Genomic DNA, 17,566 nt, shown 5'->3' on the forward strand with positions numbered 1-17,566 from the left:
CCTAGTGCTGTTCCAGGATCCGACGGGCGTCGCGCTGGGCCGCCAGTTCTTCCGGGCTCAGGGCGTGTCCGGACAGGAAGCCGGCGGCTCCCATGATCCGCCGCAGTTCGGCGACGGTCCGTGCTGTCTTGGCCCCGCGATGCGCCATGGCGTGGCAGTTGGCGCAAAGCGGCACCAGATCTGCCACGGGATCCAGCTCATAACCGCTGCCCAGCTGCGCGGGCGGAACGATGTGGTGGACCTGGATGAAATCCTTGCCCAGCTCGCCGTAGGCGATTTCGTAGGAGAATCCGCACGCGGCACAGTTCGTTCCATGATGGGCGATGCACGCCCGCTGTGCGTCAGGGCTGCGTTCGTAGCGGTTCACGTCCACCCTGCTCAACGCATATCCGGGCAAGGTGCCCGGCACAGGCTGCGTGGCGTCGGGTCCTGGCTGCGGACCGAAGTCAGACCAGACTTGGCGGATCCGGCCTTCCTCTGGGGGATCAAGGGTCATCCCGGAGCCATGGATGGTGTCCCAGGCCACCCCGGGGACGGCCTCCTGCAGGATTTTCATATCGATGTGGTCGCCGGCAGGCAGCAGGGCCTCGAAGGCCACCCGGACATACAGGGGCGGGACGGACGCAGGGGAGAGGGGACCCGGGGCGTAGTTCTCCGGCGCCCCTTCCGGCGCCGCGCCCTGTGGCTGCGGCTCCGGCAGGGGATGTTCCGACACCACGACCCCGTGACCGAGCAGCCCGCGGCCGTGGCGTCCCTGCAACAGGAGCCAGGCGTCCGCGCCGGAGGGGATGTCCTGATGCCGGCCGACGCTCCAGCTGGCCAGGAACAGGCCCGTCTCGGCTGCCTCCGCCACCACGGCAGGGTAGGTCCACCCGTTCCAGTGCTCGGGGTTCCACACCAGGATGATGGCTGTCATGTGCCCATTGTCGCAGTCCCATCCGCGTGCGTCATGGCCGCGTCACGGGGCAGTTTTTGATTTCCCTCCGCCCCGCGGCGAAGCGCCCGGTCCAGCCCCCGGAACCGGTCACGGCAGTAGAATTAATGCCAGGGGTGTTGGAGAAATGTCCGGATCCATCGTCGTCGTGCTGATCTTTTTCGCCGTGGTTTCCGTACTGGCGATCGCCGGGACGGTCGTCCTGGTGTGGCGGGACGGCCGGGGCCGGATTCCGCTGGAGCCAACGGAGCGGCCCTGGATGGCCGGCAACCTCCCGAGCGTGCCGTACTCCGTGTGGCGTTTCTAGCGCGCAGGCGCAGGCGCCGGCGCCCCCGCGACCACGGGATGGTCGCGGCCCAGGTTCCCCAGGCCGGAGGCGCCCTGCGGGGAGCCGAGGTCCTCGAAGAACTCCACGTTGGCCCGGACGTAGTCGGCCCACTCCTCCGGGACGTCGTCCGAGTAGTAGATCGCCTCGACCGGGCAGACCGGATCGCAGGCGCCGCAGTCCACACACTCCGAAGGGTGAATGTAGAGCGAGCGTTCGCCTTCGTAGATGCAGTCCACCGGGCATTCGTCGATGCAGGCCTTGTCCTTCACATCCACGCAGGGCTGCGCGATCACGTACGTCATGGCGCGCTACACACCCGTGTAGACGGTCTTGCCCCACGTGAAGAAGTCCAACGCGGACTTCCCCTGCTCCCGGAACGTGTTGGTGGAGGAATCCTTCACGCCACCGAACGGGACGTTCAGGTCCAGGCCCGCCGTCGGACGGTTGACCTTGATGACGCCGGCCTGCGCCCGGGCGGCGAAGTCGGTGGCACGGGCCAGGGAGTCGGTGCAGATGCCGGCGGTGAGGCCGTAGCGGGAATCGTTGATGGCGGCGAGGCCGGCCTCATAGTCGGCGACCTCCAGGACGGCCACTACCGGTCCGAAGATTTCCTCGGTCACGGCGGCGTCGTCGAAGGGCAGGTCGGTGAGCACGGCGGCCGGGAAGAGCAGGCCGCCGGAGGGGTCGCCGTCGTACTCGCCGTGCAGCAGCGTGGCGCCGCGCTCGACGGCGGTGCGCACCGCCGCCTGGTTCTGTTCGAACTGCTGGCTGCTCACGACGGCGCCCATGCGGGCCGGGTCCGATCCGTCACGGCCGAGGCCGTCCCCGGCGGTGTACTGCGCGGCTTCCTCGGTGAGGGCCTCAAGGAACGCGGACCGGATGCCCGGGGTGACGTAGACGCGGGACGTGGCGGTGCAGGCCTGGCCGGTGAGGCCGAACGCGCCGGCGGCGACCACCTGGGCGGCCTTGCGGGCATCGGCGTCGTCGAGGACGAGGACGCCGTTCTTGCCGCCCATTTCCAGCTGCACGCGGGCGCGGCGGGCGTTCAGGATTTCCTGCAGGCCCAGGCCCACCTTGGTGGAACCGGTGAAGGACAGCCCGGCGATGCGGGGGTCGCGGGCCAGGGCGTCGCCCACCACGCGGCCCTTGCCGTGGACCACGTTGAACACGCCGGCCGGCAGCCCGGCGTCGTGCAGGGCCCGGGCGAGGTGGGTGGCGGAGAGCGGGGTGAGCTCGGCCGGCTTGATGACCACGGCGTTGCCGCTGATCAGGGCCGGGGCGGACTTCCATGCCGGGATGGCGATGGGGAAATTCCACGGCGTGATGAGCCCGACCACGCCGAGCGGTTCGCGGCGGGTGGTGATGGTGGTGTCCGGCAGGCCGCTGGGCAGCACCTCGCCGGTGGCGGCCCAGCCGAGCGAGCCGAAGAAGCGCAGCACGTCCGAGGCGCGCTTGACCTCGCCCTTGGCCTCGGCGAGGGTCTTGCCTTCCTCACGGACGAGGTCCTCGGCGATGGCGGTCTGGCGGTCCAGGAGCAGGTTGCCGGCGGCCATCAGGATGGCTCCGCGGGACGGTGCCGGGAGGGCGGCCCAGGCCGGCTGTGCCGCGGCGGCGGCGGTGATGGCGGCGTCGACGTCCTCCGCGGTGCCGCTGGGGGAGAGGGCTGCGACTTCGCCGGGGCGGGCCGGGTTGATCCGGCGGGTGTCCGCCGCGCCGAGCCATTCGCCGTTGATGAGGTGCCGGGCGGTGATGAGGTGCTGGTCGGTGCCGGCGGTGAGGTCTGTTGCTGTGGAAGTCATGGTGTTCCTTCTTGGATCGGAGGGGGAGGCTTAGAGGCCGCGGATCAGGCCGCCGTCGCACCGCAGCGCGACGCCGGTGATGTACGAGGCCGGGGCGCTGCACAGGAAGGCTGCGGCGGCGCCGAATTCCTCCGGCTCGCCGTAGCGGCGGGCCGGGATGCTCTTGCGGGATTCGAGCTGGATTTCCTCGGCTGTGGTGCCGCGGCGTTTCGCGGCGGCGTGGTCAAGCTCGGCCACCCGGTCCGTGGCGATGCGTCCGGGCAGGAGCATGTTGACGGTCACGGCGTCCAGCGCGACCTCGGCCGCGAGGGTTTTGAGGTAGCCGGCGAGTGCTGCGCGGCCGGTGTTGGACATCGCCAGGTTGGGCAGCGGTGCCACGACGCCGCTCGAGCCGACCGCCAGGATCCGCCCCCAGCGCCGCTCCCGCATGCCGGGCAGGACCTGCGAGACCAGGGCGTGGTGCGGTTTGACGAGCTGCTCGAACGCCGCGGCGATGTCATCGGCGCTCAGCGTGGCCGCCGCCCCGGGTTTGGGGCCCGGGCCGTTGAGCACCAGGATGTCGATGGGCCCCAGCGCTTCCACCGTGCTTTCGACGGCGGCCGCCACCCCCGCCGGGGTGCACAGGTCCGCCTCGACGGCGGCTGCGCTGTGCCCAGCGGCCTGCAGTTCGGCGGCGATCTCTTCGGCGCGTTCGCGGCGCCGGCCGGTGATGGCCACGCGCGCGCCTTCGGACGCGAGGGCACGGGCGATCGCGAGGCCCAGGCCCCCGGTGGAGGCTGCCACGAGGGCGGTTTTTCCGCTGATTCCGAGGTCCATCAGGGCCTTCCTGCTGTAGATGCTGTGTGTGCGGCTGAGCCGGGGGAGAGGGTGAGTGCGCGTGCCGCCTCGTCGAGGTGGGCCAGCATGCCCGGCCGCAGCGCCTCCGGGAAGGCGGCGCCGGGAGACCGGACGCCGGAGTCCTTGATCAGGCCGCGCTCCAGGAAGCACGCCTTGCGGACGGCCAGCGCGATTTTGGCCTGCTGTTCGAAGTTGATCAGGGGCAGGTACGGGAGCAGCTCGTCCCGGGCAGCGTCGTAGCCGCCGGACTGCCACGCGCGGACGCAGGCCACGAGGGCTTCCGGGTAGGAGAACCCGGTCATGGCGCCGGCCGCCCCGGCGAGCAGCTCATCGAGCAGCCCCTGGCCGCCGAGTCCGCCGAACACGGAGATATCGACGGCGGCCGCCAGCTGCGCGATGGCCACGGACGTCGGCGGTGCCTCGGCCTTGACCGCGACGACGAACGTGCAGGCCTGCACCACGGAAATCATGGCTTCGGTACTGATGCTGACACCGCTGGCCACAGGGTAGTCCTGCAGGACCACCTTGGCGCCGGTGGACTGGTGGACGGCGTCCAGGTGCGCGATCACCACTTCCGGGCGTGCCGAGTTTGCCTGCACCATGACGGCGGCGAGCCGGTCCCCGGCCACTGCCTGGGCGGCGCGGATTTCTTCGACGGCGGTGCCGGTGAAGAGCGAGGTCACGCCCACCACGAGGGGCAGCTGCGTTTCCTCGACCACGACCTCCAGTACGAGGCTGCGCTCGGCCGCGGTCAGGGCCGCGGCCTCGCCGAAGACGCCCAGGACAGTCAGTCCGGTAGCGCCGATCGACTCGTAGTGGCCCACCAGCCGGGCCACGCTGTCGGTGTCCACGTCGAGGGCGCTGCCCTGGAACGGTGTGGCGACGACGCCCCACACGCCGGGGGCCAGTGATTCCCGCATCGGTTTGTCCTTCCGTTCGTATGGCACTGGGTCGTGCGGCATGTGTTCGTGCCGCGTTTGCTCGTACTGCATTGCGGGCTGCATCTAGCGGCCCGGCCAGACGGGCGGGCGCTTTTCCTGGAAGGCGCGCACGCCCTCGGCGGAGTCTTCGCTGTCCAGCGCCGCCATGAGGGCCGGCAGCCGGAGACCGCGGGCCTCGGCGGCGGTCAGGTGCCCGGTCCGGGTGACCATCTGTTTGACGGCGCGGACGGAGGTGGGCGCGCAGGCGAGGATCTGGTCCACCCAGCGCTGCACCGCGGCGTCGAGCTGGTCCGCGGGGACCACCTCGTTGACCAGGCCCATGGACTGCATTTCCGCGGCGTCGGCCTTGCGCCCGGTCAGGAGCATGCCCATCGCCTGGCTGTAGGGGATGCGGCGCACCAGCTGGTGGATGCCGCCGTCGAGCGCCAGGCGCCCCACACGCGGTTCCGTGAGGCCGAAGCGGGCGGTGTCCGCAGCGATCACGATGTCCGCGCCGAGCACGATTTCCATGCCGCCGCCGAGCGCGTAGCCGTTGACCCGGGCGATGACCGGGATGTCCAGGCTCGTGCGCAGGCTCAGGCCGCCGAAGCCATTGGGGTCGAGCCCGGCCCAGTACTGCAGCCCGGACTTGTCCACGGCGGCGGCGGACATGTCCGCCCCGACGCAGAACGCGCGGGTCCCGGCACCGGTAATGACGACGGCGCGGACGTCCGGATCGGCCTCGAGCTGGTCCCAGATCGCGTTGAGCCGGGCCTGGGCGGTGCCGTCGACGGCGTTGAGGACGTGCTGGCGGTCGATGACGACCGTCGCGATGTGGTTTTCGATGGTCAGGGTGACCTGGTCGGCGGTGTTGGGACCCGCGGTCGCCGCTGCGGGGGCTTCGGAAACGGCGGTCACCGGAGGACCCCCAGCTGCTGCAGGCGCTCGATGGTTTCGGCGTCGAAGCCGTTCTCCAGCAGCACCTCGACGTTGTGCTCGCCGAGCCGCGGCGCCACGCGGCGTACGGTCGGCGGGGTGGCGGAGAGACGGATGGGCGCGTTGAGCATTTTCACGGTGCCGACGCCCGGGTGTTCGGCTTCCACGATCATGCCGTTGGCGTGCGTCTGGGCGTCGGCGAGGGCCTGCTCCAGGGTGTGGACGGGCGCGTTGAGGAGGCCCTGGCCTTCCAGCTGGGTGGTCCAGTACTCGGTGGTGTTGGTGGCGATGCGCTCGCGGAAGATCGCCTGCAGCGCCGGCTTGTGCTTGAACTGCTGCTCCAGGTTGGCGAACTCGGGCCGCTGCGTGAGGTCCTCGTCGAGGCCCAGCGCCTCGGAAATCCGCATCAGCGGGTCCGGGGTGAAGCCGCCCACCATGCAGACGGCGCCGTCGGTGGTTTCAAAGACGCCGCTGAGCGGCATGGCGCCCCAGTTGACCTCGTAGCCGCGGTTGAGCTGCATGCAGGCCTCCTGCATCTGCAGGTGCAGCATGGAGTCGTACATGGTCACCTCCACCTTCTGCCCGACGCCGGCGGATTCGCGGGTGCGCAGTGCCAGCAGGATGCCCTGCATGAGGTGCATGCCCGTGATGTAGTCGCACAGCGTCGTGGGGTAGATGGACGGTTTCATGTCGTCCGATTCGCGCCGCCACATCACACCGGAGTAGGCCTGCGCGATCGCGTCCTGCCCGCCCTTGTGCGAGTAGGGGCCCACCGGGCCGAAGCCCGTGCCGGAGGCCCAGATGATGCCGGGGTTCTCGGCCTTGAGCTCCTCGTAGCCGAAGCCCATCCGTTCCATGACGCCGGAGCGGAAGTTGCTGACCACGACGTCGGCGTCGGCGAGGATGCGGCGGAGCACGCTGCGGCCTTCCTCGGTCCGGGTGTCCACCGAGACGCTGCGCTTGTTGCGGTTGATGGACAGGAAGATCGGGTTGTCCTGGCCGTCCTTGTCCGGGAAGGAGTTTCGGGAGATGTCCCCGGCGCCCGGGCGTTCGACCTTGATGATGTCAGCGCCGTAGTCGCCCAGGAGCTGGGTGCAGGACGGTCCCATGAACACCTGGGTGAAGTCCACGATCTTGATGCCATCGAGCGGGAGCGGGGTGCCAGACTCGGCGGCGGCGGGCGCCGCCGTCGTGCTTTCCGTCAGGACGCTGTCGTCCAGAAGGGCTTCGGTGCTCATGCCCCCACCACCGCGTCGGTGTCCAGCGTGGCGTTCGACGACGGGACGTCGCCCGGGTCCGCGCCGTGCCGGCGCATGCCCTGCTGGATGTCCAGTGCGGAGACGTCGCGGACGAGGGTGCCGTTCTCGACAGCCAGGGCGGCGGCGACGCCGACTGCCTGGCCCATGGCCATGCAGGGCGGGATCTCGCGGGACATCTTCTGCGCCTCGGGGGTGGCCGAGTAGTGGCGGCCGGCCACGAGCAGCTGGTCCACTTCCTTGGGCAGCAGCGAACGGTACGGGTAGTAGTAGTCGCGGCCGCGGGCCACGGTGTCGGCGAAGTGCCGGCGTGAGGTGACGTCGTCCTTTGTCATGACGTATTCGCCCTCGAGCAGGCGGGTCTGCCGGACGCCCATCTGGGACGCGACGTCGAGCATGTAGCAGTTGGCGAAGCCGGGCAGGTTGGCGCGGACGTAGTCCACGGCCTCGGTGATGCGGTCCCGTGCGGCGAACTCGGCGGCGGTCATGTCGGCCGGGTCGACGCCGTCGTACCCGGTCATGTGGGGTGCGTTGCACCAGACGACGCCGTCGATGGGGGTCTTGAGCCACCACAGTTCCCAGGCGCCGCCGAGGAGGCGCTTGATGGTGCGGTTGATGGCGCGGGCTTCCTTCGGGTTGGCCTGTTCGAAGGCTTCCGCGGCGGCGGTGTCCACGTTGCCGAGGCGGAAGACGAGCGTGGTGAGGTAGCTGTCCTTGACGTAGCTGGCGCCGGCCCGGGAGGCGACGTCGATGTCGCCGGTGGTGTCGATGACGATGTCCGCCATGAACGCCTGCGGACCGGACTTGGTCTCGCAGATGACGCCCTTCATGACGCCGTTGTCCACGATGGGGCGGGAGAACCAGGAGTGCAGGCGGAGGTTGACGCCGGCCTCGCGGACGAGGTCGTTGGAGACGCGCTTCCAGCCGTCCGGGTCGAAGGCGGCGGCGTAGCAGACGGGCTTGGGGGTGGTGTGGGAGTGGAAGTCGAAGGTGCCGTAGCGGCCCCACTTGTTCCACAGTTCCTCGGAGGTCTTGCGGTCATCGGCGGGCGGGACAATTGCCAGGCCGAGCTTCTGCAGGCGTTCGACGTACTCGGAGACGATGCCGGTGACCGTGATTTCCTGGCCGTTGATCATGTCATCGAGCACCAGGACCATGCCGCCGGAGGCGAGCCCGCCGAGGGAGGAGTAGCGCTCGAGGAGCGTGACGGACGCGCCGGAGCGGGCTGCGGTGACGGCCGCGGCGACCCCGGCGGGTCCGCCGCCGACGACGAGGACGTCGGAGCGGGAGATGACAGGAGCGGTGAGGTCCTGCGTGGTGGTGCGCAGGTCCAGGGCGAGTTGCGAGTCAAGCGAGTTCATAGGGGAATCCTTATTTTCCGACGAAGATGCCGTTGCTGCGGCGGGCTGCGAGGTAGAAGACGATGCTGAGGATGGACAGGACGGCCACGTAGACCGGGAAGATCCAGCTGGCGTTCAGTGACTGGAACCAGACCAGGAGGTAGGAGGCGGTGCCGCCGAAGAGGGCGACGCCGATGCCGTAGCCGAGGGCCACGCCGGCGCCGCGGCAGGACTTGGGCATCAGGGAGCTGCTGACCACGTTGTAGAGGGTCATGTTCAGCACCAGCACCACGGATCCGCCGAGCAGGACGGCGGCGAACCCGCCGATGCCGGGCTGGACGTACATGAGCATCAGGAACACGGCCGGGATGGCCAGGATCCGGGTGACGATGAACCAGCGGGACATGGACCGGCCGTCCGCGACCTTGCCGATGATCCAGCTGCCGATCACGAGGATCAGGCCCAGGATGGTGGTCAGGGCGAAGACGGCCGTGGGGTCTTCCTTGAAGTTGCTGCGGGCCGCGCTGGGCAGGCCGATGTTCCAGGCGTAGTTGTAGGCCTGCGCTGCTCCGACCACGAAGACGATGGCCAGGACGGAGAGCCAGTGTTTGCGGACGCCGGTCCAGACGGCGCGGGAGGAGTTGGTGGCCATTTCCTCGGGGCGCATGGTTTCAGGAAGCGAACGGCGCAGGTACAGGACGACGAAGCCGAAGGCCGCGCCGATGATGAACGGCACACGCCAGCCCCAGCCGGCCATGGCCGCGCCGCCGATCATCAGGCTGCAGAGGAAGCTGACGAGGGAGGCGAGCAGGATGCCGATGTTGACGTAGAAGGACATGATGCCGGCGACGTAGCCTTCGCGGCCTTCCGGGACCAGTTCCACGGCGTGGGAGGTGGAGAGCGGGGCCTCGATGCCGGTGGAGATGCCCTGCACGATGCGGCAGGCCACGAGGATGATGCCGGCCCAGCCGCCGATCTGCTGGTAGCTCGGGCAGATTGCGATCACCAGGGTGGTTCCGGCCATCAGCATGATGGACATCAGCATCACCCGGCGGCGCCCGATGCGGTCCGCCAGGGTGCCGAGCAGGATGCCGCCGAGCGGGCGGAACGCGAAGCCGACGGCGAAGACGGCGAGGGCATTCAGCGTGGCCGAGAGGGGATCGGCGTTGGGGAAGAAGTTCGGGCCGATGAAGGCGGACAGGAGGCCGAAGACCATCCAGTCGTACCATTCCAGGGCATTGCCCAGGCCGAGGCCCAGCAGGCCCTTGCGGACTTCGGGGGAGAGTTGGCGTGAAACTTTGCGCGACTCGACGACGGTGTCAAGCATTGGTTTTCCTTACGCTGGCGCCCCTTTTATCGGGGGGAGGGGGCGAATGAGGGCATGACGCATCGCCGTGTGTGCGAACGGAGAATGCGAACGTGGCAAGGACTGCCGGCGGGCGGTTCAGGCCCGGACGGTGAGGGGACGGTGGCTGGCGGCGCTGTGCTGGTGCGCGCCTACCACGCGTGGGGTGCGTTGACCCAGATCGCTACGCATTCTTCGTCGTAGCTGTTCTTGAACCAGTGCGGGGTGTCCGAGGAGAACGTAATGGAATCGCCCGCCTCGAGCGTGTAGCACTCCCCGTCCAGGAAGATGTCTTTCCGGCCGGAGATGATGATGCCGAACTCTTCACCGCTGTGACGGAACGGCGTGGCACTGGTGTCATGGCCGGGCGGGCTGACAATCCATTGGGCTTCCAGGGCTCCGTTGAGATCGGGGGTGAGCAGTTCGTAGACCGCTTCCCCGACGGATTTCTTGGTGATGCCTTTCAGATTGCGCCGTTCGGCCTTGCGGACCACGGGGGACCTGGTTTCTTCCTGGCCGACGAAGAACTTCCCGACCGGAATGTCCAGCCCGTGGGCCAACTGCGCCAGGGTGGTGAACGAGGGGTTCGCCAGGCCGCGTTCGATCTGGCTGACGATTGCCGGGCTGAGGCCGGTGATCTCCGAGAGCTTGGCGAGCGTCATGCCTTTTTCCTTGCGCATGGAGCGCACTTTGTTGCCGACCGTGGCCAGCAGGGCGCTGGTCGCGGGCGGGGCAGGGATCGCAACACTCTCGGTGGTCATTGGCTGTCCTTCGCTTGGTGACCTGACTCACACAACTATAGTGAAGATTTTTACCCAGTCAATGGTTGTTTCTTAATTAAAGTGAAAATATTTACAGGAGTGCTGTTTGGGGGGTCCGGGGCGGGCCCAGCCGTGGCTGGGCGGGCGGACCCGCCGTCGGGGCCGGACCCGCCGTCGGGGGCCGGACCCGCCGTCGGGGGCCGGAGACAGAGAAGCTGGTGCAGCCGCCGCGTTTCCGCCAAGCCACTGCACCAGCAGGTAGTACGAATTTTCGGATTGCTATGAAACGTTACTCATTCGCGGCTCCCTAAGTCCCGGTGATCACTTACCGGGTTTTTGCGTCGTCGGCCAGATGCCGCGAAAGCAGCCAGCCGGCGCCAATCATTGCCACGCCCAGCACCATGTGGGTCCAGTTGTCCATGGCGTTCAGCGACAGGAAGTTGGCCGCCGACCCCACGCCCACAATTAGCCCATATACGCTGAGGACGATGTACAGCAGGCCAAAGCCCATGAGGTAGTTCCTGGCGCCCATGCCGTTACGGGACATGGCCCAGCCCGTTGCACCAATGGCCAGCTGCACGATATTGAGCAACATGGACACCTGGAACAGGTTCAGGAACATGGCCCTGGAATCGGGCCCGAAGAACCTCAGTTCGCTGTACTGCGTGGTGATGCCGGGGATGAACCCCAGGATGCCCACGACAATAAGGACGATACCTACACCCATGCCGACGTTCTGAACATCTGTCCGTCCGAAGTGAACGCCGTGTGCATGGGGAGATGCGGTAGTCATTTTCTGCCTCCAACCACTGAATGCGGACATTCCAATTTTACGGCGGGCCTGTCGAAAAAGCTCCGGCGCCGGCGGCGGCGCCATCGCACGGATCGGGGCGTTAATCGGGGCGTTAAGCCTGTCGGAACCGGCGCGCTGGCCCGCCCATGGCACCATGGAACACGATGAAACTGCGCGCTGATCAGACCGGACAACACGGCATCCCCATGCCCTTATGGCTGCAGGGAGCCCTCGAGTCCGCCCAGGCCGCCCTCATCTCGGCCCTGGTGGTGGTTGCCCCGATCATCGCGGTGTGGGCCACTGCCGGCTTCCAGAACAACGGCACCGACGTCCTCGCCCGGCTGGCCGGCCAGGCCTGGCTGCTCATCCACGGCGTCCCCCTGCTGCTGGACACGGTCGGTGCCGGGTCCGCGGCGCAGCCGGAATCCGGCACGCTCTCGCTCATCCCCCTGGGGCTGACGCTTATTCCGTTCCTGCTCGCGTGGCGCGCAGGCCGCAGGCTGGCCCGCGCCTCCTACACCGATCAGCTGTGGCAGGCCCTCCTCGGTTCCTGGCTCGTGTACGCGAGCTTCGGGCTGACCACGGGGTTTGTCTGCCGCACCTCCGACGTCGGCATAAACCTTTGGTCCGCCGGGCTCATTCCGCTGGTCCCGTTCGCCCTCGGCATGGTGGTGGGTGCCCGCCGCGAGGCTGGCTCCTGGAGCCGGCTGATCGGCGTCGACGCCGTGGCCTGGCTCTCGCGCACCAGCCAGCACTCGCGCTGGGCCGGCTCCTACCTCGGGTCCGTGATCAAGGCCGGATCGGTGGCGCTCATGGCCAGCCTGGCGATGTCCGCCGTGCTGCTCGCCGTCGACCTCTTCATCCACTGGAACCTGGTGATCGCCGTCTATGAAGGGCTCGACGCCGGGGCCATGGGCGGTGCCGTCCTGACCATCGCGCAGCTCGGCTTCCTGCCCAACCTTGCCGTCTTCGCACTGGCCTGGACGTCCGGCTCGGGCTTCGCCCTGGGCGTGGGCTCGCAGGCCGGGCCGCTCGGGACTGCCGTCGGGCCGTTGCCGTCGATTCCCGTCTTCGCGGCGCTGCCGTCCGGTCCGCTTGACTACGGCTTCGTGGCGCTGGTGGTGCCGGCGCTCGCGGGGGCCCTGGCCGGCTGGTGGTTCCTGCGCGAAGGCGAAAACCACTTCGACGAGTGGCTCTCCATCAAAGTCCGAACCCGCTGGTTCACGGCGGCGGCCTCCACCCTTGTGCTCGGCGCGATGATCGGCGCAGTGGCCGGGATGCTGGCCGCCGGACTGGCGTGGCTCGCCCGCGGCTCCGCCGGCATCGGGCGGCTGACCGATATTGGCCCGGACCCGCTGCGCACGGCGCTGTTCGTGGCCGCCGAGGTGGGGATCGGCGTCGTCATCGGTTACGCGGCCGGGCCCTGGCTGGAACGCCGGCAGAACCTGCGCGAAGCGGACCTCGAAACGGCCGCCAGCAACTAGGCGCTGCGCGGCGTGGCGCATGTGCCGGCGCTGGCCGTGCCGCGGAGAGCCGCGGTCAGCGGAGCTGGATCGGCATCGACTTATCCAGCTGCGTCCTGCACTGGGAGGCGGCCTGCTCGGTCAGGGCATGGCGGACGCACTGCTGGTAGTCCCTGACCTGGCCGAAGAACAGCGCCGAGGACAGGATGAGCAGCACCTGAACCGCCGCGACCACCATGCCGGAAATCGCGCCGAACAGCACCAGCCGGGATTCCTTGAGCTTCGCGGCACGGATCAGCAGCGCGATGCCGAGCACGATCGCGGACACCGTAAGGATCGCGCTCAGCCACAGGTAGTTGATGTCCAGCTGGTACACAAAGAACGATCCCAGGACCGCCACGATGAAGATGCGGAACAGGGTGTGGGTCCGCACCAGGGAGGCCTTCGCCGCCTCGCCGCGGGGGGACTGGCTCGGCTGGCTGCCGCCGGAGCCGTTCGGGGGATTCATGGTTTCCAGCCTACGCGAGCGGCCCCATAAGCTAGGACGATGCGCATCGTTGTCCTCGTTTCCGGTACCGGCTCCAACCTCCAGGCCCTCATCGACGCCGTGAAGTCAGGCGGCCTCGACGTCGAGATCGCAGCCGTCGGCGCGGACCGGCCGGCGACCTACGGGGTGGAGCGCTCGGCTGCCGCCGGAATCCCCACGTTCGTGGTGGACTTCAAGACCTATCCGGACCGGGCGGCGTGGAACGCGGCGCTCACCGAAGCTGTCGCGGCGTACCGGCCCGACGTCGTCGTGTCCTCCGGATTCATGCGCATCGTCAGCGCCGGCTTTATCGATGCCTTCGGCGGGAAATACCTCAACACCCACCCGGCCCTGCTGCCGTCCTTCCCCGGCGCCCACGGTGTCCGTGACGCACTGGCCTACGGGGTGAAAGTCACGGGCTGCACGGTGCACTGGGCCGACGCCGGGGTGGACACGGGCCCCATCATCGCGCAGGAGGCCGTGGCAGTCGAGGACGGCGAGACCGAGGACTCCCTGCACGAGCGCATCAAGGTGGTGGAGCGCCGCCTGCTGGTTTCGACGCTGGCCTCCCTGGCCTCCCTGGCCGCGGAGCACAAACCCGCCTGACCTGCCCGCCCCCCATCTGACTCGCAGCAGGGGCCGTTTTGAGGGCCCAAAACGGCCCCTGCTGCTAGTTAGTTGGGTGGGCCGGGGTGACGGGCGCTACTCGAGCCGGCGCTGCTTGGTTTCGGGGGAGAAGAACGCCATCCACAGCACGGAGAGCAGCACCAGGGCGCCGGCCAGGGCGAACGACGTCGCGAGGCCCAGTTCCGGCCACAGCACGGCGGCGAAGATCAGCGGGCCGAAGCCTGCGCCGAGCCGGGAAAATGTCGAGGCCCAGCCGAAGCCCGAGCCGCGCAGCTCGGTCGGGTAGAGCTCGGAGACATAGGCGTACAGGACCGGGATGGCAACCTGCACCACAAAGCCGAACACGAGCAGCCAAAACACAGCAGCCGTCGGGATGTCCACCACGATCGCCACAATCACGAGGGTCAGTGCGGACAGCGGGCCCGTGACGGCCAGGATCCATTTCCGGCCCACCCGTTCCACGAGCAGCGCCGCCACCACGACGCCCAGGAGCCCCACGGCGGCCATGGAAGCGGTCGTGAGGAACGCCTTGTACTCCTCGAATCCGGCGCCGATCAGGATCCGGGGCATCCAGGTCAGCGACAGGTAATAGACCAGCAGGATGCTGAAAAACAGGGACCAGGCCGCCGTCGTGATCTTCCAGTTGAACTGCCACAGCAGGCGCAGCTGGGTCCAGGCACTGCCTGCGGAGAGCCGGGGAGCGTCCTGCGGATCGGGCAGGCTGTAGACCCGGGGCTCGGCGCCGGTGGCCTCGACCAGGCTGTCGATCACCTTCGAGGCCTCTTCCCGGCGGCCTTTACGGATGAGGAACAGGGGGGACTCGGGGACACTGCGTCGGATCCAGAACACGAGCAGCGCCGGCAGCACCATCACCAGCATGGTCAGGCGCCAGTCGGCGAACGCCGCCACGAGGCCCGCGGAAACGAAACCGCACAGGGCAGCGCCGACCGGCCACCAGCCGTCCATCGCGGTGAGGACCTTGCCGCGCTCTTTGCGGGGAGTGAACTCGCCCACGAGCGCATAGTCCACGGGTATGCAGCCGCCCAGGCCGAAGCCGGCCAGGAAGCGGAACACCACGAACCACAGGTAGTCCGGGGAGAACGCGCCCAGAACCGTGAAGACGGAGAAGATCAGCAGGGTCGCGGTGAACGCCTTCTTGCGGCCGATGGTGTCCGCGACGGTGCCCCAGATAAACGCGCCCAAAGCCATGCCGATCAGGTTCGAGGCGCCGATCCAGGCGGCATCGCCCGCGCCCAGGGACCAGTGCTTGGACAGCAGCGGAATGAGGATGCCATTGAGCGTCACGTCCCAGGCATCGAACATGAAGCCCAGGCCGCCGATCAGGAAGATCCGGCCCTGCACTTTCCAGCGCCACGGCAGTTCCTGGACCACCTGTTCGCCGCTGGGCACAGTGGTGTATGTATTCATCTCAGCCTCCTGTGAAAACTCTACGGTGCACTTCGCGCCCGCGGCGGGCTTCACACAGCGGCGCGCAGGAAGGGCCGGCGCCGCGACGCGATAAACTGGCCCCATCCCCACCACCCGCGGCCCCGCCGCGATATAAGACGGAGACTTTTGTGAGCTTCACGCAGCTTGACCGTGTATCCATCGACCGTGTCCCGATCCGCCGTGCGCTGATTTCGGTCTACGACAAGACCGGTCTGGAGGAGCTCGCGCGGGGCCTGCACGCGGCGGGCGTCAAAATCGTCTCCACAGGCTCCACCGCCAAGAAGATCGCCGCCGCCGGCATCCCGGTGCAGGAAGTCGAGGAAGTCACCGGCTCCCCGGAAATGCTCGACGGCCGCGTCAAGACCCTCCACCCGCGCGTGCACGGCGGAATCCTCGCGGACCGACGCGTCCCGGCGCACATGCAGACCCTTGAGGACATGGCGATCGAGCCGTTCGACCTCGTCGTCGTGAACCTCTACCCCTTTGTGGAGACCGTGAAGTCCGGCGCCGCGCAGGACGACGTCGTCGAGCAGATCGACATCGGCGGACCGGCGATGGTGCGCTCCGCCGCGAAGAACCACGCCGCCGTCGCGATCGTGGTCGATCCCTCCTCCTACGGTTCCGTGGTGGAGGCGGCTGCATCCGGCGGCTTTGACCTGAAGACCCGGCGCCGGCTCGCCGCGAAGGCCTTCGCGCACACCGCCAGCTACGACACCGCCGTGGCCACCTGGACGGCGAGCCAGTTCCTCGATGAGGACGGCGACGGCCTGATCGACTGGCCCGCCTACGCAGGCCTCGCCCTGGAACGCTCCGAGGTCCTCCGCTACGGCGAAAACCCGCACCAGCAGGCCGCGCTCTACGTGGACCGGGCCGCCCCGGCCGGCATCGCGCAGGCGGACCAGCTGCACGGCAAGGCCATGAGCTACAACAACTTCGTCGACGCCGACGCCGCCCTGCGCGCCGCGTTCGACTTCGCCGGGCCCGCCGTTGCCATCATCAAGCACGCGAACCCCTGCGGCGTGGCCGTCGGGTCCGCCTCCGCCGCGGACCCGATCGCCGACGCGCACGCCAAGGCCCACGCCTGCGATCCGGTCTCGGCGTTCGGCGGCGTCATCGCGGCCAACCGCACGGTCACCGCCGGCATGGCCCGGACCGTGGCGGACATCTTCACTGAGGTAGTCATAGCGCCGGGCTTCGAGGACGAGGCCGTGGAGATCCTGTCCAAGAAAAAGAACATCCGCCTCCTGGCGCTGCCCGAGGGATACGGACGCTACCCCTCCGAATTCCGCCAGGTCTCGGGCGGCATGCTGGTCCAGGTCGCAGACAAGGTGGACGCCGAGGGCGACAACACGGCCAACTGGACCCTCGCCGCCGGTGAGGCCGCCGACGCAGCCACGATGGCGGACCTGGCGTTCGCCTGGCGGGCATGCCGCGCCGCCAAGTCCAATGCCATCCTGCTCGCCGCCGATGGCGCGGCGGTCGGCATCGGCATGGGCCAGGTCAACCGGATCGACTCCTGCAAGCTCGCCGTCGAGCGCGCCAACTCGCTTGGTGTGACCGTGCGCTCCGAGGTTGAGGGCGCCGGCGGTGCGTCGAATGCGGACGCGAGCGGGGCGCCCGAGCGTGCCCGCGGCGCCGTGGCGGCGTCGGACGCGTTCTTCCCGTTCGCCGACGGCCTGCAGATCCTGATCGACGCCGGCGTCCGGGCCGTGGTCCAGCCCGGCGGTTCGGTCCGGGACGAGGAAGTCATTGCCGCGGCCAACGCCGCCGGCATCACCATGTACTTCACGGGCGCGCGGCACTTCTTCCACTAAGCCGCACGGCTGAGGCGGACGGCGGTTTTCCGAACCCCTGGTTCCACCAAGGGACATGCTCATTCGTGCCGCGGGACATGCTCATTTTTCGTGGCAAGGAGTGGACATGTGGGGGATATGTCCATTCTTTGGCCTGCGGGGAGGGCATGTCCCGTGAACTTGGACGCATGCCGGGCCGCTGCAGGGACATGCTCATTCTTCGTGCCACGGGCGGGCCGGCGGCCGGTCAGGAGTGCGTGGTCTTTTCCTGCCGGGGTTGACCTGGTGGGCCGACCGGGGGACATGCTCATTCGTGCCGCGGGACATGCTCATTCGTGCCGCGGGACATGCTCATTTTTCGCGGCAAGGAGTGGACATATGGGGGATATGTCCATTCTTTGGCCTGCGGGGAGGGCATGTCCCGTGAGCTCGGATGCGGGCGGGCCGCCGTCGCGCGTC

The 17,566-nt window shown here is 68.5% G+C and carries 17 protein-coding genes; 4 read left to right on the top strand and 13 right to left on the bottom strand.

The window, feature by feature from the left end; genetic code table 11:
* Position 1: 1 nt before the first annotated feature.
* The gene (locus AC1DCZ_RS00065) at positions 2–916 is read right to left on the bottom strand and encodes an HNH endonuclease (RefSeq protein WP_476972864.1); all 915 of its coding nucleotides are present in this window, start codon (positions 914–916) and stop codon (positions 2–4) included.
* Positions 917–1,061: 145 nt separating this feature from the next.
* On the opposite strand from AC1DCZ_RS00065, the gene AC1DCZ_RS00070 reads away from it, so the two are divergent.
* Complete coding sequence (locus AC1DCZ_RS00070; protein ID WP_476894803.1) at positions 1,062–1,241, top strand: hypothetical protein; 180 nt, start codon at positions 1,062–1,064, stop codon at positions 1,239–1,241.
* Here the strand turns inward: AC1DCZ_RS00070 and fdxA are convergent.
* The 10 genes from fdxA to AC1DCZ_RS00120 form a co-directional block, all read right to left on the bottom strand.
* The gene (gene fdxA / locus AC1DCZ_RS00075) at positions 1,238–1,564 is read right to left on the bottom strand and encodes a ferredoxin (protein ID WP_476972865.1); all 327 of its coding nucleotides are present in this window, start codon (positions 1,562–1,564) and stop codon (positions 1,238–1,240) included. The genes AC1DCZ_RS00070 and fdxA overlap by 4 nt on opposite strands.
* Positions 1,565–1,570: 6 nt before the next feature.
* Positions 1,571–3,061 (bottom strand): aldehyde dehydrogenase family protein, encoded by a 1,491-nt coding sequence (locus AC1DCZ_RS00080; RefSeq protein ID WP_476972866.1) that lies wholly within the window; start codon positions 3,059–3,061, stop codon positions 1,571–1,573.
* 30 nt (positions 3,062–3,091) lie between these two features.
* Positions 3,092–3,877 (bottom strand): SDR family oxidoreductase, encoded by a 786-nt coding sequence (locus tag AC1DCZ_RS00085; RefSeq protein ID WP_476972867.1) that lies wholly within the window; start codon positions 3,875–3,877, stop codon positions 3,092–3,094.
* Positions 3,877–4,818 carry a dihydrodipicolinate synthase family protein gene (locus AC1DCZ_RS00090; protein WP_476972868.1) on the bottom strand — a complete coding sequence of 314 codons (942 nt, stop codon included), beginning with the start codon at positions 4,816–4,818 and terminating at the stop codon, positions 3,877–3,879. The genes AC1DCZ_RS00085 and AC1DCZ_RS00090 overlap by 1 nt, the downstream gene beginning before the upstream one ends.
* Before the next feature lie 84 nt (positions 4,819–4,902).
* The gene (locus AC1DCZ_RS00095; RefSeq protein WP_476972869.1) at positions 4,903–5,736 is read right to left on the bottom strand and encodes an enoyl-CoA hydratase-related protein; all 834 of its coding nucleotides are present in this window, start codon (positions 5,734–5,736) and stop codon (positions 4,903–4,905) included.
* Complete coding sequence (locus AC1DCZ_RS00100) at positions 5,733–6,992, bottom strand: CaiB/BaiF CoA transferase family protein (RefSeq protein WP_476972870.1); 1,260 nt, start codon at positions 6,990–6,992, stop codon at positions 5,733–5,735. The genes AC1DCZ_RS00095 and AC1DCZ_RS00100 overlap by 4 nt, the downstream gene beginning before the upstream one ends.
* Positions 6,989–8,371 carry an FAD-dependent oxidoreductase gene (locus AC1DCZ_RS00105; RefSeq protein WP_476972871.1) on the bottom strand — a complete coding sequence of 461 codons (1,383 nt, stop codon included), beginning with the start codon at positions 8,369–8,371 and terminating at the stop codon, positions 6,989–6,991. Before AC1DCZ_RS00105 ends, AC1DCZ_RS00100 begins: the two co-directional genes overlap by 4 nt.
* 10 nt (positions 8,372–8,381) lie before the next feature.
* Positions 8,382–9,677, bottom strand: a complete 1,296-nt coding sequence (locus AC1DCZ_RS00110; RefSeq protein ID WP_476972872.1) for an MFS transporter — start codon at positions 9,675–9,677, stop codon at positions 8,382–8,384.
* Positions 9,678–9,847: 170 nt separating this feature from the next.
* Entirely contained in the window at positions 9,848–10,456 is a 609-nt protein-coding gene (locus tag AC1DCZ_RS00115; protein ID WP_476972873.1) for a helix-turn-helix domain-containing protein, read from the bottom strand.
* Positions 10,457–10,781: 325 nt separating this feature from the next.
* A complete protein-coding gene (locus AC1DCZ_RS00120; RefSeq protein WP_476894813.1) occupies positions 10,782–11,249 on the bottom strand; it encodes a DUF4383 domain-containing protein in 468 nt (155 codons plus the stop codon).
* A gap of 164 nt (positions 11,250–11,413) precedes the next feature.
* On the opposite strand from AC1DCZ_RS00120, the gene AC1DCZ_RS00125 reads away from it, so the two are divergent.
* The gene (locus AC1DCZ_RS00125) at positions 11,414–12,733 is read left to right on the top strand and encodes a cell division protein PerM (RefSeq protein WP_476972874.1); all 1,320 of its coding nucleotides are present in this window, start codon (positions 11,414–11,416) and stop codon (positions 12,731–12,733) included.
* Between the two features lie 55 nt (positions 12,734–12,788).
* On the opposite strand, the gene AC1DCZ_RS00130 is transcribed toward AC1DCZ_RS00125, so the two are convergent.
* On the bottom strand, positions 12,789–13,220 hold the full coding sequence (locus tag AC1DCZ_RS00130) for a hypothetical protein (RefSeq protein ID WP_476972875.1): 432 nt from the start codon (positions 13,218–13,220) through the stop codon (positions 12,789–12,791).
* A gap of 39 nt (positions 13,221–13,259) precedes the next feature.
* Here AC1DCZ_RS00130 and purN point away from each other — a divergent pair, with 39 nt between their 5' ends.
* Positions 13,260–13,844: a phosphoribosylglycinamide formyltransferase gene (gene purN / locus AC1DCZ_RS00135; protein WP_476972876.1), complete on the top strand. Its 585-nt coding sequence runs from the start codon at positions 13,260–13,262 to the stop codon at positions 13,842–13,844.
* 96 nt (positions 13,845–13,940) lie between these two features.
* On the opposite strand, the gene AC1DCZ_RS00140 is transcribed toward purN, so the two are convergent.
* Positions 13,941–15,293: an MFS transporter gene (locus tag AC1DCZ_RS00140; protein ID WP_476972877.1), complete on the bottom strand. Its 1,353-nt coding sequence runs from the start codon at positions 15,291–15,293 to the stop codon at positions 13,941–13,943.
* Positions 15,294–15,442: 149 nt separating this feature from the next.
* Here AC1DCZ_RS00140 and purH point away from each other — a divergent pair, with 149 nt between their 5' ends.
* A complete protein-coding gene (gene purH / locus AC1DCZ_RS00145; protein WP_476972878.1) occupies positions 15,443–17,128 on the top strand; it encodes a bifunctional phosphoribosylaminoimidazolecarboxamide formyltransferase/IMP cyclohydrolase in 1,686 nt (561 codons plus the stop codon).
* Positions 17,129–17,566: the final 438 nt, after the last annotated feature.

The sequence above is a fragment of the Arthrobacter sp. 10N418 genome, from assembly GCF_056394725.1.